The sequence below is a fragment of the Olivibacter sp. SDN3 genome, from assembly GCF_014334135.1.
Lineage (GTDB): Bacteria > Bacteroidota > Bacteroidia > Sphingobacteriales > Sphingobacteriaceae > Olivibacter.
In genome coordinates this window covers 2686045-2700951 of the sequence record NZ_CP060497.1, presented here as the reverse complement: position 1 = coordinate 2700951, position 14907 = coordinate 2686045, and the positions used below count along the sequence as shown (strand labels likewise).

The following is a 14907-nucleotide window of genomic DNA, read 5'->3' as shown; positions in this document are numbered from 1 at the left end:
CTTGTATACCATTTTATCCAATGATTTTCACCACTAAAACATTTTAGTTATAGAATAAAAAATTTATCTTTAAGCCCAATCAGATTAGTATAAGTTTTCAATGGTTTACGACTAACAGCACTCACTTACGCCCAGGTCGATTACTGCCGGTAAAACTATTTATAATTGAAATAGATAGTTGTCAACCAATTCACAACAGAATGTTAATGAATTGTAAACCGAGATAAATTTTAACCACCAAAAAATGGACAAATTCACTAAATCCCCATTTAAGAGGTATCAAATTATCAGTATCTTAAGCTTAATTATTTTACTTTATGTACAAGCCAAATTAATCTACAACACCTATGAGCTAAAAAACAACCAATACAACCTTAAAGAGAAGCAGTTAATCAATGATGCCTATAACCTAAGTATTCGTAACGACAAGGTTTTTCCCGGCGGGCAAAAAATAATAGACGATTTTATTTATCGCAATATGCCTAGTCTCGAAAAATTGCATGAGCATGATATCCGCTCTTTTGAAATCATGGGTTTACACGTTTGCGATAGCATTTTCAGGGAATTAAGGTGCCAAAGCAATATGGACAGTGTATTTATACAGATTATTCATGAAAATCAGCTTGAACCGGATATGAAATACCGTTTGATGATTGAAAACATCAGCATTACCTTTGACGGTATCAACTACATCTCATTATATCATGCTCAAGAAACGGCCTATCCGCTTATTGAGCAAGAGATTCAAACAGAAAAAGGTATAATCATTGATGGCACACTCCAAAACATCGATAGACAAAATCTCGTCGCCGGTTTAAGTGTAAGTACGCCTTCCGACCATTCTTACGAGATTCGCTTTGTCCTGTATGCTGATAAAGACAATCGCATTCTAAGTATTTTCAAAGAGATGCTCCCCACTTTTTTACTCTCACTTTTTTCTATATTATTTGTAATCACCATATATTATTTAACCTACCGGAATTGGCTTAAACAGAAAAAATTAACGGACATGAAATCCGACTTCCTAAATAGCATTACCCATGAGTTCAATACCCCTATTGCGACCATTCTCGTCGCCAATAAAAACCTGGAAAACCAGGAAATCATTGCAGACAGAAAAAATGTTCAGCCTTTGGCCACTATCATAAAACGCCAGGCAATCAGATTACAAACACTTATCAACCAAGTATTGGATATCACATCGTTGAACAAAAAAAATCTTGAAAAAGAATACCACAATTTAAATCTACTTTTGGAAGAGACGGTGAACGATTATCAACTAAAAACAATACACGAAGCAAAGATTCAGTTTGTTCCACTTGGTCAAGATAAACAGATATTGTTAAATAGATTTCTTTTCACAACGATGCTCAACAATATACTGGATAACGCTATTAAATATAATCTCTCATCCGCTAAAAAGATTTCTATAACAGTTGGCAAAGAAGGTGAAAATTTTATCATAGCTATTAAAGACAATGGTATAGGAATGCCCGAAACAATCAAGTCGCGCATTTTTGATAAATTTTATCGAGGGAAAAATAAGCTTAAAACCTCTGGTTTAGGATTGGGTCTATTTTACGTCAAGCAAACTATAGAAGCCCATGGATGGGAGATTAACATACAAAGTGAACAAGGTTTAGGTACAGAATTCCGTATCTTTATCCCATGCTAATATTGAGTGTCCTTGAAAGCATTTGACACCAACCAATTAACCAAAAGCTAGATTGTAGGGATAATATGGTATAATTAAAGTTTTATCATGAAACACAAATTACTTTTTGTAGAAGACGAGCAAGATTTAGGCAATGTAATTAAACAGTATCTGGCTTTCATGGGTTTTGAGGTCTTATGGTGCAACACCGCCCATATGGCCTATGACGCCTATCTAAATGATCCAAATTTTGAATTATTGCTTATCGATGTACAACTACCCGATTATGATGGATTCGCGCTGGCAGAAAAAGTTATCGGGAAGAATCCAAACCAAGCCTTTTTATTTTTAACCGCCAGAAATGAAAAAAAAGACCGCTTACAAGGTTTGAGAATCGGTGCCGACGATTATATCAATAAACCTTTTGACATTGACGAGCTAGTGTTGCGCATAAAAAACATTATCAAAAGACATGGCGGGACTACGCTTGACATCGAAGCTACTGATCAACCAAGCGGTATACAAATCGGCGATATTTTATTTCAGAAAGAATTGCTTAGGCTCTCCTTTGCAGATCAAACAGAAATCGCACTTACGCAGCGGGAAGCCGAGTTATTGGAATATCTTTACCTGAATAAAAACCGGATACTCAGAAGAGAAGATATTCTACTCAATCTCTGGGGTGAAAACGACTATTTCATGGGCAGAAGCTTAGACGTTTTCATATCTCGATTGCGAAAAGCGACGGCCAACTCTTCAAAAATCAGTATCGAAAACGTTTATGGAATAGGCTTTATTTTCAACATTAATAACGCTTCCGATACTGGTACTTAACATCCTTAATGTAAACCACCAACTAATATATGGATGGTCTAGCTTAGGTACACCACGTGTCCTGTACGGACAGATTCATCACAGGCGAAAGCAATCCTTAAGCTATTAACTGCATCTTCATTTGCCTTGCTTAAATCGAGATCATCTTGAATCGCTCGCTGAAAAAAAAGTTGTTCGCGGTTACAAAGCTCTTGATGATCAGGCTCATCCTCAAGATCCACCCACTCATCGGCTTTAACAAAACGATTATCAGCATTCAGTGATGCGTGGTGCACCCGTAGCGATTCGGTTTTAGTATGCGCCTCCACATTATCGGAATATCCAGACATCCCAGCCTCCCGGGCAACTATAGACACCGAACCTTTCGGCCCAATCACATCTTTGACAAAGAAAGCCGTCTCACTCATCATAGGTCCCCACCCAGCTTCGTACCATCCAACTGAACCATCTTCAAAGCGTATCTGTAACTGACCATAGTTATAATTATCCTCAGGTATTTCGTTAGATAAACGCGCACCAATGGCGCTAACCTGCAAAGGCTTAGCTTCGGTCATCTGGCACATCACATCAATATAATGAACGCCGCAGTCCACTATCGGACTTAAACTTTTCATTATGTTTCGATGCACCTGCCACATATTCCCATGACTTTGTTGATTTAAATTCATTCGCATAACTAATGGTTTGCCCAGCCCTTTACTTAGTTCGATAAAACGTTCCCAAGAAGGGTGGTACCTTAAAATATAACCAACAACTAGCTTTTTAGCAGTCTTCCTAGCCGCTTCAACAACTCTTTCGGCTCCAGCAATCGTGTCTGCTAAAGGTTTCTCTATAAAAACATGACAGCCGGCTTCAAAGGCTCTAATCGCAAAAAGCTCATGAGTATCCGGGTAGGTAGCAATGCATACTGCATCCGGATTTGCTAGTGCCAATGCCTCCTCATAATCATTATAGAGCGTATAACCACCACCCAACTTTTCATTTAATAACTCTTTGCTCCGCGCAGTGGAAACTAAACCGCAAATTTCAAATCCATCCAGTTGATGATAGGCCTGCGCATGAGAAGCCCCCATATTACCACAACCCACTACAAGTACTCGTATATTTTTCATTATCATTATAATTTGTAAACCTTTTCTAACGGCAATTAAAACTCAATATCCTCATATTTTAGGCAAATCTGCTTTCATACAATAAGAACTTTCGCGAACACTGCGATTAAACTAATGCCAATCACCCCTCGTATTGTAATCATCGATAAAAATAAAAATTATGCATCATCACGCAAAAGAAATCACCGCTTTCCACACAGATGCAATACAAAACCAAGAAATAATTCGCCTGAGCTTCACTGGATGCACTCACAATGTGTATACATAACATACCAATATTAATACACATTTCATTGCATTTTAACGTAAAATATTGCCTATTTCGCAGTTTTATAGTAGGTTTACAAAAAAACAAAACTATAATTAAATACATATGACAGCCATTAGCTTACAACCATCTATTGAGAAGACCGTTAAAAAATGGTTAAATGGAAATTACGATAAATCGACCAAAGAAACTATACAAGAGCTGATTGACAGCAAAAATATTGACGAACTCAACGATGCCTTCTATAAGGATCTCGCTTTCGGCACGGGAGGACTAAGAGGAATAATGGGAGTTGGCACAAATAGAATGAATAAGTATACTGTAGGGAGAGCTACACAAGGTTTAGCCAACTACCTCTTAAAAACATATCCTAATGAAACCGTCAAAGTTGCAGTAAGCTTCGACAGCAGAAACTCGTCAGCAGATTTCGCACAAACTGTTGCCGATGTATTCTCTGCAAACAACATCGAAGTATACCTATTCACAACATTAAGACCAACTCCAGAGCTATCTTTTGCTATCCGAGAATTAGGCTGCCAAAGTGGTGTTATGTTGACAGCGTCTCACAATCCTAAAGAGTACAACGGTTACAAGGCGTATTGGAAAGATGGGGGGCAACTTATTGCCCCACACGATGAGAATGTGATTAAAGAAGTAGATACACTGGACATCGACCAAGTAAAGTTTGAAGCAAATAATACACTAATTAAAAGGATAGATAAAGAAATTGATCAATCTTATTTAGCGAAATTAGTTAATTTGTCCGTAAGACCGCAAACTGTTGCTGCCCAAAAAGACTTAAAAATTGTATACTCACCCATACACGGTACTGGCATTACAGTAGTTCCGAAGGTACTTGAAAAATGGGGTTTCACCAATGTACATATTGTAGAAGAGCAATCAGAGCCCGATGGAAATTTTCCAACTGTTGTATATCCTAATCCCGAAGAAGAAGAAGCCATGTCTATGGGTTTGAGAGAGGCCGAAAGATTGGATGCGGACCTGCTATTGGCCACCGACCCTGATGCTGACAGGGTGGGCGCGGCTACGAAGAATCTTGCCGGAAAATTCCAGTTACTTAATGGCAATCAAATTGGCTCCTTATTAGTAGACTATGTACTCACGGCAAAGAAAGAGAATAATCAATTGGCAACAAATGATTTCACTTGTAAAACCATTGTAACAACCAATCTCATCCAAGACATTTCACAGGATCATGAAGTACCATGTTATGAGGTGCTAACTGGCTTTAAATATATAGGTGAATTAATGACTAACCTAGAAGGTAAAGAGCGTTTTTTAGTTGGAGGTGAAGAAAGTTATGGCTTTCTTGTTGGAGATTTAGTACGTGATAAAGATGCCGTTATATCATGTGCCTTTATTGCAGAAATGACTGCCCATTATAAAAGTAAAGGAAAAACATTGTTTGAAGCACTCATCTCCCTGTACTTAAAATATGGCTTTTATAAAGAGAAGCTAATCTCTTTAACTAAGAAAGGACAAAGAGGAGCTACTGAAATAAAAGAAATGATGCAGCGATTAAGAACTTCAACACCGAAAACATTGGGCGGAAACGAGGTTGTACTACTTAAAGACTACGAGAATGGAATTTCCATTGACCAAAGAACTGGAAAGCAAGAAAAACTTGCGCTCCCCAAATCAGACGTTTTACAATTTATTACGGCCGATGGAAGTGTAATTTCTGCCAGACCGTCAGGAACAGAACCCAAAATCAAATTTTACTGCAGTGCAAAATTACCGCTGAACACAATGGAAGACTATAATACCGTAGACGAGGCGCTAAATAGAAAAATAGATCAAATGATGGCAGACATTGTTTAGAGGCAAACAAAGGAAACAAAAAACCTTGGTCATAAAGATCAAGGTTTTTTTGTTTCAGCACACATAACCAACAAGATCACATCAAACGCTATACTACAAAATGCAAAATTCTAGCTAAAAACTTGTACTTACAACAAAAAAATACGTATTATTATAAATAATTATACCAAAACCGAATAAATGGCAAAAAATCACATCCTAAATGAATACATTTATCGAGAAAACACCTGGGATGAGATGTATGACTCGAAAAATATAAGGAAACATTACAGCAATGTATTCTCCATCCTTAAAAATTTGGATGTTGACAGCATGAGTAACCGACATCGCTTAGCAGGCGAGTTATTTCTCAACCAAGGCATCACATTCACGGTATACAACAACAATGAGGGAATTGAACGTATTTTTCCTTTCGATATTATTCCTAGAATTATCACAGGTGCAGAATGGGATGAGTTGGAAAAGGGTATCGCGCAAAGATTAACAGCGCTCAACCTGTTCTTGAATGACATCTATCACGAGCAAAACATACTACATGACGGTATTATCTCTCCAGAACTTATTGCTTCCTGTCCTCACTATACTCGCGAGGCATACGGGATAGATGTACCGTACAATATATACGTACATATTTCTGGAATAGACCTCATCCGTGGAAGTGACGGTAAATTCTATGTTTTAGAAGACAATCTACGAACACCATCAGGTGTGAGCTATATGCTTGAAAACAGAGAAGTTACAAAACGTATATTTCCTGATATGCTGGCATCTTCCAACGTACGCAGCATCTCTCATTACCCTATGATACTTCACGAAATACTGTTGGAACTCGCCTCATCGCAGGTATCGGCCCCCTACATCGTTATCCTTACTCCCGGCATGTTCAACTCTGCCTACTATGAACATACCTTTCTTGCAAAACAAATGGGAGTAGATCTCGTAGAAGGAAGAGACCTTGTAGTAGACAATCATAAAGTTTATACAAAAACTACCAATGGATTAAAACAAGTTCACGTCATTTACCGACGGGTAGATGATGATTTTTTAGACCCACTGGTTTTCCGACAAGAAAGTTTACTCGGTGTCCCCGGCTTATTAAGTGCCTACAGAAAGGGTAATGTTGTGATAGTAAATGCTGTAGGCAATGGTGTGGCCGACGACAAAGCCGTGTATGCCCATGTCCCTGATATGATCAAATACTATCTGAACGAAACTCCCATCCTCAACAATATACCCACCTATCAATTGAGCGATCCCGATGCACTAAAATATACCTTATCTAATATCAACAATCTAGTTGTCAAAAGCACTAACCAGTCGGGAGGTTACGGCATGATTATGGGAAACGCGATTGATGATAATGAATGGGCAAAAGCCAAGATAGAAATTGAAAAAAACCCAAGAAACTACGTTGCCCAGCCTATTATTCAGCTCAGTACCGTTCCTTGTTTTATCAATGGTAAAATAGAGCCAAGACACGTAGACCTCCGTCCATACGCCCTTTGTGGGCCACATGGCGTAAAGCTCGTATCTGGCGGCTTAACACGTGTAGCGCTAACAGAGGGTTCTCTGGTAGTAAATTCATCCCAGGGAGGAGGCAGTAAAGACACCTGGATCATCGATACACCTTCAACGAACTGATAAAATGTTAAGTAGAATAGCAGATTCATTGTTTTGGCTAGGTAGATATATGGAAAGAGTGGAAGGTATATTACGTGCCTCAAGAACGCATTATATTTACTCACTTGACCGAAACAACAACACCGCCTCTTGGAGTCCCATTTTAAAAGTGTTTTCAGATTTGCCGGATGAAGAAATAAACAGTATAGAGAATGATACTTATGCAGCCTTACACGCACTATTGCTAGATGGAAACAACAGTAATTCTGCTAAGAATATCATTTCACGGGCACGTGAAAATGCCCGAGGAATCCAAGACCATATCACAAGGGAAGTGTGGGAAGAAGTTAATGCTATTTACCACCTCATCAATCGTCCTTTTGTCAAAATGAAACTGGCCAGCTCGGACACCCTTGAAATGATAGACCTGTTCTTGAAGCATAGCATGATCTACGCTGGCGTAACTGATGTGACCATGCAACGAGGTACAGGCTGGAACGTCATGAAGTTGGGAAAATTCATCGAGCGCTGCACAGAAACCATTATCTTAACGGATAAACAATGCCAGCTCTTTAACTATGATTTAAGTAAAGAGCATGATATCACGCAGTGGCGTTTTTTACTATTATCATTAGCTGGGTATGAGGCCTACCTCAAAACGTATCGTACAATGAAGCATAACCAGTACATCTTACATCAAGCTATTTTTAATGCCGATTTTCCTCACGCTGTTTATTATTGTTTAACACAAATCGATCGTTCTCTAAACATTATGACACAAGAGAACAACAGCCTTGAAGTCCCCGACCTACTTAGAACTTTTGGCATGACCTATAGTAAAATAAAATATACCGCACCAGCTTCATTGTTGGATGTCGACCTTCAGTCTTTTTTCGCGACATTGAAAAATGACCTCCAGTTATTCAATGATAAAATCAAGCAGCTCTTTTTTTCTTATTGAATATTAACAAGTTCATTATGGCTATCTATAACATCAAACATACCACAAAATACACCTACGAACAGCCCGTCACTGAAAGTATAAACGAAATACGGATCTTCCCCTTTATATGTCCAGAGCAAGAACTTCTTAATCAGGAACTTAACATAACCTCATCCCCAATTTTGCATATTTATAATGATTATTGGAAAAACAGGGTTGGTACCTTTTCCATTTTACAGCCCCATAATGAGTTAATTATAGAAAACAACTTGATTGTCCGCACCACTCTTCCGAACCTATTGCAGATCAATTTCCATTCGACCTTTGAGCAACTCAAAGAAGATATGGCCGGAAACCTAGCTCTTGTTGAATTAGCTAAACCCGAAAAAATTAGACAAAGAGCACTTATCGAAGAATTTTCAAAGCAAATCACCAGTGGCAGCAATAATATAGCTGAAGTGGTCGAAAAATGCAGCAATTTAATATTCAAGCATTTCAACTATGTACAGGGTATTACAGATATAGAAACAACCGTAGATGAAATACTGGACCACAAAGCAGGTGTATGTCAAGATTTCGCACACCTCATGCTTCAAATATTACGCAGCCTGCACATACCAAGCCGTTATGTAAGTGGCTATATCTGTCCGAATAGGGTAGGCATGCGGGGAGAAGGTGCCACTCATGCGTGGGTGGAAACGTATATCCCAAAATTTGGTTGGGCAGGAATTGATCCAACCAACAATGTCTGGGTAACCAACTATCATGTTAAACTTGCTATCGGACGCAATTTTAACGACTGTTCCCCTATCAAGGGATCCTTCCGTGGTAACAGCCACCAAGACCTTTCCGTTTGCGTTTCTATACATTATGAAGACGGGAAGTCTTTTGAGCAGACAAACGCGGTAAAAAGGAAAGAGCAGTTTGTAACTCTTGACAACCACACTCAGGGGTTGTTACAGAATCAACAGCAATAAACTAACCCTATTGGACATTATCACATAAATACTATAGGCCCGATATCACGTACGATATCGGACCCTTTTTAATAAAGTAGCTTTAGCTAGTTTGCTGTTAACGCAATAGAGTTAAGCTGACGAGGTGAACCATCTGGTCCAACAGCTATGATATTATCAAATATTACCCTCGCCCCTGGGCCTATACCATTCAATGCCGACTTCATGGCTGCGCTGAGCGAGTTTCCATTAGTAGACAAAACAATCGCGTCTGCCCTCGGTTTAGCGATAATAATAGTAAATTTCGTTATGTTAAACTTAGCGTCAAAATCAAAATTATCCAGACTGGCGAAAACAGCGTTCTGAGCCTTCAGTGCTACAGAACTCATTGTACCACCAGATTTACCGGCAAACTTCGCCACCGGGTCGGGGATGCGTTTCACCCTAAAATCCGTATTACTCAATGTCTGGACTTTCCCGGGAGCAACTTCAGCCGCAACAGTAATCTTTGCTGTTCCAGGAGATGACACCCTAGCAACATATTTACCTCCAGAGCCAGATAAACTTCCACTACTCATGCTAACCTTAATTTTATCTGCGGCTGTTCCAGGAGCAGAAACAGAAAGTGGATTATCTACGCCAATATAAAGTACATTCATTTTGTCGGGAGAAACGACTGCAGAAGGTCTGGCCACCTGATACTGCTGTTCGGGGGTTTGATACTCTTTTATAGTACCATCAGTCTGCTTAACGCGAATAGTTCCCTTCCACGTAAAGACCCCTTCTTGGTTGGTTGGCACATTATATGTTCCTTTCCCATTAGCTACCTGTATAGCATTTCCGTTAACCGAAATTGCCGGATCCGACTTAGAGTCATACGCTGTTAAAAAAACTTCTGCAGTATACGGTTGCCCTTGAATTAAATAGGAACTTGGTGCTACTGCTACAGCGGCAAACTGATCCAGATTTACCACCGCTTGATCCATTTTACCCAAAATCCGTTTAACCATATCAGACTCTGCATTCTGCGCATCGGTTTGTATTTTAGTGAGAATAGTCATGGCCGCAGTCAACGGCGTGCCTTCACCAAAATTAATCTCTTCCCACGTCTTCTTTCGGTTCACTCTTCTTTCAGGGTCATTTGCCTCCAGAGAAAAGGTAACGGCATCGCGGTCGTTTTCGTCTAGCAAGGCTAGCAGTTTTTCTCTAGTCTCGTTTACTTTTTCTTTAAGCTCTCGCCCCCTCTTTTGGTTAATCATTAATCCTGGTGAAATATCTGTATTATCCCTTTGAACTAAATCGCCGGTATCCTCATCATATCCACCACCTCGCTTTTCGAACTCTTCTTTTATCGCATTAATATAATTATTCAGGTCGGCCACTATGGCTCGTGCCTCCTTTGCCTTTTCGTAAATTGGCCTTGCCCTCTCCGGTTCTTCTTTTAACTTACTATTTTCAAAAGCAGTGAACAGCTGTTCTACCGAAGTATTTACATTTGACCGTGAAGTTTCAAGGCTATCATTTATATTTTTAAAGGCATCTAATATCGTGTCTGAGACATTTAAGGCAAGCATCGCAAGTAGCACCAAATACATGATACCGATCATCCGTTGCCTCGGGGTTTCTTTTCCTAAAGCCATTAATTACAATGTTAAGTTTCCAATGAGATATCCGTTTCTACTAAATGCGCGGCTGATTCATCGCGCTTAACATATTTCCATAAACAGCATTGAGAGCAGCTAGGTTCTTCGCCAGTTTATTAACTTCATCTTTAAACGACTTAGAATCATCTAAAGATTCGTTAAAGTTTTGCATGGTAGAGCTCAAATGCTCATAGAAGCTGTTCATCGATTGTAAATGTGCACTTGAATCACGCAGCTCGCGCTCATACATCTCATTAAGAGCACCTAAGTTTTGCGTAAGTTGCTGCACTTGCTTATGATAACCTTCGGTATCCCCATTACTGGCAGACATCGCTACAAGATTTTCCGATGCCTTTTCAAAAGCCAAACTTAGATGATCAAATTTTGAAGAAGCTTGGCGTAATTTTTCAGTAAACTCATTAGCGGCAAATGAAGCATCCGAAATATTATTGATTGCAGTTACCTTTTCATTGAAAGAGCGTAAGCCTCTTCCCAAACTCTCAATCGTTTCAGGTCCAACTTGAGCATCGGCAAACATTTTATCCAAAGCTGCTGTAGTAGAAGTCGTAGGAGTATTTACCACAGCTCTCGGAGAACTTTTGGGTAATTCGCCATCGTAATTTTCTGCGAGCTCGGGGTACACCCTCTCCCAAGCTGGGTCTTTCGGCGGGGGATTAAATCCCATTAAAAAAAACAGAAAAGCTTCCACACCTAGTCCTATACCGATCATATAGTTAGCCATTGCTCCACCAATATGTAAAATTTTAAACAAAGCCCCTAAAATAACTACACTAGCTCCCCAGGAGATAGCCACATGCAACCAATTCGAATTATCTTTCTTCTTCATATTTTGTTTTTGTTGGAAAATTAATGCGTAAATTTAAAAAAAGATATAAGAAATACCTACTTGAATATTTAATCCGGGCACAGCATTATTTGGAAAAGAATTTAATTTATCTTCCAGCGAAGGAAGGCCTTCTGGATCTTTCTCATGCAATACAACCTTTGTAGCCTCTGTCGGAATAAAATATCCAACATTTACTGCAAAATTAAATCGTTGTGAAAGTTTAATTCCATTGAGCCCGGTACCTATATACGGTCTAAATTGGCTCCACTCCACATCATAATCTTTTAATTGATTAGGTTCTTTTGAGCTACCCAGAAAACGTTCCAACTTATTATCAAAATAATAGCCGGCGCCTGCACTAACAATCCACTTCCTTGCTATCCAACTTTCCCGCCCATACAAAGGCTGCCAGTCGGCCAGTAAAACAATGTTTGACCGATGCAAGCTAAACACCTTATTATCCCAAGCCATTTTTGAACTTGGGAAAAAGTTAGCAGTCAAACGCGCATTAAAAGATTCTGACAGTGGGTATCCACCCTCAATTCCAATTCCCTGTGCTCCTAACTGAACGCCAACAAAAGGATTAAAACTCGAATATTCTTTCCAAATTTGCGCATAAACGCAGTTAAAACTCAGTACAGCCCCAAATAGAAATACAACTATTTTTTTTCTCATTGCTGTACTTCCGTTTGATCGTTATTTTCTTTTTCCGAAGCGATAACAGTAGTCGTTTTATCTGTCCTTTCCTTCTTTTTGAACTGATCCTCAGGTCTTACCAACTCTTCCGATTTAACTCCTTTAGGATTTCTCCAAAGGCGCTCCTGATACTGATTTATTTTATCTTCCACTTCTTTTCCATCGAGCTCTTGCTCCTCCTCAGCATTTGCATATTGTCCAACACCTCCAGGAGAAGATTCGCGAACAATTCTACTGGTAAATTTACGCTGCACAAATAAATCATCCATACTCATGTCATATAACTCACGGTCGGGATCTGAAACATCGATCTGCACCAATGTATAACGCAATTGTGGGAAATAAAGCCAAAATGCCGGCGTAGCACCAACAGATTCAGCGAGCTCTTCGGAAGAATTAATTTCCATAAGTGGCGCAACACCAATAATTCGCGTCTCTAATTTACCTCTTTGTTTATCAAAAAACATGTCTTCTTTGATACGGAACTTGGTTACCTTTTCAGGGTTAAATTCATTTAGTGCCATCTGTGCATCAATTTGATTCCCTTCATCATCAAAGATCGGAACCAATACACTATCAGTAAATCTTGCTTCGCCTTCTTTTGCTGTCAATCTTGTTTTAAAACCGTCATCTTCTGGGTTATAAGGTGTTAATTTACCAGCCTTAATACCTGCCATGATCGCTTCAATCAAGGATGCCCCGGGCGTAGCAAAAATATAATTCTCCTCCTCTTTTAGATCGACATCTCGCCATATCCGTTTATAAAAACGAATATTTTTAGGATTAACTTTTGGATAGGCAAAAGGCACCGCATCCTTAAGGTTATCGAGTTGGTAGTATCCATCCGTTTCCGGAATCGTATCCTGTAGAATCTCTCCTCCAGCTGTGTCAGCCACCAAATCATCCGCTATTACCTGATGCGAAGTAGCTCCGGTATCAGGAAACATTTCTTCTATTTCTTGCGCGTTTACAGCTATAAAAGATAAAACCGTAAAACAGCATATTACAAACTTTTTCATTTCCACCTTATTCTGATTTATACTTACGAGTTTTCAAATGTTCCGTAGGGACTTCAAAAGCCGACATTACGCAGCGAAAACCTATATAAGAATGCGCGGCATCTTGCTCCTCATAATTTCTCGCATCGCTATCTAACACACCGCCATTATCTTTCCAAGATCCCCCTTTCACTACTTTACGTTTTAACGCGTAATTGGCACCGTCGTCTGCATCATATAATAGCACCGGATTCAAGTCGTTCACAAATGCTATTGCAGATGGACTATAGGCATCTAAAGTCCATTCCGAAACATTTCCCGCCATATTATAAATACCAAAAGCATTCGGAGCATATGATTTAACCGGTACCGTAAAAGTAGCACCGTCCCTAGAATACGTACCTTCTCCTTGTTTAAAGTTCACCGCCAATTTCTTTTTGCGCGATTTTCTGTCATCAATAGTTAACATTGACCGATTTACGGTATCTCTGGGATCTAATTTCCCTTCAGCGGCGTATTGCCATTGCGCCTCGGTTGGCAAACTAAAAGTTAATTGAAACCCTTTTAAGTAAGAATTCTTTTGCAATTTCGCCATAATTTCCTTGCCACGCCAATCTGTATACGCGCGCGCCTGCTTCCAACTTACCCCCACAACAGGATTATAATCAAAAGATTCATGATAAAAATAATTGGCATCCATAGACGTTAACTGGGCATTCGGAAAATCCTTAGACCAGATATCTTCTATTGGCATTACCGCTACGGTGTCTGTAACATATTGATCATTATTTACGCCATCAGCTTTTAAGTAAGAGAAGCGATATTTAACTACTTCCCTATTAAGCGTTTTTTTGTCTCCCTCATAGGAAATCATCGGCTGCAATCTCTCTTGAATTGTAGGGTCTTCGTTCTTCCACAAAGGTGATACTTTCTTAACACGATCCCAGTTAATCGGCCTGTCTACATTACTAGACAGATCGTCTCCTTGTTGATTAATAAAATACTGATCGTCATTCAAATAATCAGTTACTGCAATAGAATCCGCCACCCAATTAACAAATGTTCGGTACTGCTTATTTGTCACTTCTGTTTGATCAATAAAGAAAGCACTGAGACTCACATTTTTGCCCACATCACTACTATCTTGGGAACTTTTATAAAAAATTGTTCCAGAAGGCACATAAACCATTCCCGGGGGAGCTGGCAAGTTTCGTCCTCTAAAAGCAGAAACTTTCGGAGCATCGTATAAACGATTCGATTGACATGCACCTAATAAAAGAACAACACCTAATACATTAAGCACTGTTATGCTTTTATTTTTTATCTTATCTCTTCTTTTTGTTTGGTTCAGACCAATTCCTAACAAGGCATTTAACATAGTTTCATTTATTCAGTTTATTCATTTTTTCACTATTTCACAGCCACTACATGCAAAAATGTTACCAAATATTGAAAACTCCTACACAAATTCTATTTTGATCAAGATATGTGTAT

At 39.2% G+C, this 14907-nt stretch carries 12 protein-coding genes; 6 read left to right on the top strand and 6 right to left on the bottom strand.

What is annotated here, in order from left to right; translation table 11 throughout:
* The first annotated feature begins 244 nt into the window (after positions 1-244).
* Positions 245-1675 (top strand): sensor histidine kinase KdpD, encoded by a 1431-nt coding sequence (locus H8S90_RS11140; protein ID WP_187342600.1) that lies wholly within the window; start codon positions 245-247, stop codon positions 1673-1675.
* 87 nt (positions 1676-1762) lie between these two features.
* Entirely contained in the window at positions 1763-2488 is a 726-nt protein-coding gene (locus tag H8S90_RS11135; RefSeq protein ID WP_187342599.1) for a response regulator transcription factor, read from the top strand.
* A gap of 38 nt (positions 2489-2526) precedes the next feature.
* Here H8S90_RS11135 and H8S90_RS11130 read toward each other — a convergent pair whose 3' ends face one another.
* Complete coding sequence (locus H8S90_RS11130; RefSeq protein WP_187342598.1) at positions 2527-3600, bottom strand: Gfo/Idh/MocA family protein; 1074 nt, start codon at positions 3598-3600, stop codon at positions 2527-2529.
* A 373-nt stretch (positions 3601-3973) separates the two neighbouring features.
* On the opposite strand from H8S90_RS11130, the gene H8S90_RS11125 reads away from it, so the two are divergent.
* The 4 genes from H8S90_RS11125 to H8S90_RS11110 all read left to right on the top strand — a co-directional run bounded on the left by H8S90_RS11125 (position 3974) and on the right by H8S90_RS11110 (position 9250).
* Positions 3974-5710, top strand: coding sequence for a phospho-sugar mutase (locus tag H8S90_RS11125; RefSeq protein ID WP_187342597.1), 1737 nt, complete (start codon positions 3974-3976; stop codon positions 5708-5710).
* Positions 5711-5890: 180 nt separating this feature from the next.
* A complete protein-coding gene (locus tag H8S90_RS11120; RefSeq protein WP_187342596.1) occupies positions 5891-7351 on the top strand; it encodes a circularly permuted type 2 ATP-grasp protein in 1461 nt (486 codons plus the stop codon).
* 4 nt (positions 7352-7355) lie between these two features.
* Positions 7356-8291: an alpha-E domain-containing protein gene (locus H8S90_RS11115; protein WP_187342595.1), complete on the top strand. Its 936-nt coding sequence runs from the start codon at positions 7356-7358 to the stop codon at positions 8289-8291.
* A 17-nt stretch (positions 8292-8308) separates the two neighbouring features.
* Positions 8309-9250 (top strand): transglutaminase family protein, encoded by a 942-nt coding sequence (locus H8S90_RS11110; RefSeq protein WP_187342594.1) that lies wholly within the window; start codon positions 8309-8311, stop codon positions 9248-9250.
* An 86-nt stretch (positions 9251-9336) separates the two neighbouring features.
* Here the strand turns inward: H8S90_RS11110 and gldM are convergent, their stop codons facing one another.
* Genes gldM through H8S90_RS11085 form a run of 5 tightly spaced genes read right to left on the bottom strand, consistent with a single transcriptional unit; the run spans position 9337 to position 14791 of the window.
* Positions 9337-10869, bottom strand: a complete 1533-nt coding sequence (gene gldM, locus H8S90_RS11105; RefSeq protein WP_187342593.1) for a gliding motility protein GldM — start codon at positions 10867-10869, stop codon at positions 9337-9339.
* 40 nt (positions 10870-10909) lie between these two features.
* Positions 10910-11719, bottom strand: a complete 810-nt coding sequence (gldL, locus tag H8S90_RS11100; protein WP_187342592.1) for a gliding motility protein GldL — start codon at positions 11717-11719, stop codon at positions 10910-10912.
* A gap of 33 nt (positions 11720-11752) precedes the next feature.
* Positions 11753-12394 (bottom strand): hypothetical protein, encoded by a 642-nt coding sequence (locus H8S90_RS11095; protein WP_187342591.1) that lies wholly within the window; start codon positions 12392-12394, stop codon positions 11753-11755.
* Positions 12391-13434, bottom strand: a complete 1044-nt coding sequence (gene gldN / locus H8S90_RS11090; protein WP_187342590.1) for a gliding motility protein GldN — start codon at positions 13432-13434, stop codon at positions 12391-12393. The genes H8S90_RS11095 and gldN overlap by 4 nt, the downstream gene beginning before the upstream one ends.
* A 7-nt stretch (positions 13435-13441) precedes the next feature.
* Positions 13442-14791, bottom strand: a complete 1350-nt coding sequence (locus tag H8S90_RS11085; RefSeq protein ID WP_187342589.1) for an SUMF1/EgtB/PvdO family nonheme iron enzyme — start codon at positions 14789-14791, stop codon at positions 13442-13444.
* Positions 14792-14907 lie beyond the last annotated feature (116 nt).

Coding starts and splice junctions, on each gene's coding strand:
- H8S90_RS11140 (WP_187342600.1), top strand. CDS start 245: ATGGACAAATTCACTAAATCCCCATTTAAGAGGTATCAAATTATCAGT.
- H8S90_RS11135 (WP_187342599.1), top strand. CDS start 1,763: ATGAAACACAAATTACTTTTTGTAGAAGACGAGCAAGATTTAGGCAAT.
- H8S90_RS11130 (WP_187342598.1), bottom strand. CDS start 3,600: ATGAAAAATATACGAGTACTTGTAGTGGGTTGTGGTAATATGGGGGCT.
- H8S90_RS11125 (WP_187342597.1), top strand. CDS start 3,974: ATGACAGCCATTAGCTTACAACCATCTATTGAGAAGACCGTTAAAAAA.
- H8S90_RS11120 (WP_187342596.1), top strand. CDS start 5,891: ATGGCAAAAAATCACATCCTAAATGAATACATTTATCGAGAAAACACC.
- H8S90_RS11115 (WP_187342595.1), top strand. CDS start 7,356: ATGTTAAGTAGAATAGCAGATTCATTGTTTTGGCTAGGTAGATATATG.
- H8S90_RS11110 (WP_187342594.1), top strand. CDS start 8,309: ATGGCTATCTATAACATCAAACATACCACAAAATACACCTACGAACAG.
- gldM (WP_187342593.1), bottom strand. CDS start 10,869: ATGGCTTTAGGAAAAGAAACCCCGAGGCAACGGATGATCGGTATCATG.
- gldL (WP_187342592.1), bottom strand. CDS start 11,719: ATGAAGAAGAAAGATAATTCGAATTGGTTGCATGTGGCTATCTCCTGG.
- H8S90_RS11095 (WP_187342591.1), bottom strand. CDS start 12,394: ATGAGAAAAAAAATAGTTGTATTTCTATTTGGGGCTGTACTGAGTTTT.
- gldN (WP_187342590.1), bottom strand. CDS start 13,434: ATGAAAAAGTTTGTAATATGCTGTTTTACGGTTTTATCTTTTATAGCT.
- H8S90_RS11085 (WP_187342589.1), bottom strand. CDS start 14,791: ATGTTAAATGCCTTGTTAGGAATTGGTCTGAACCAAACAAAAAGAAGA.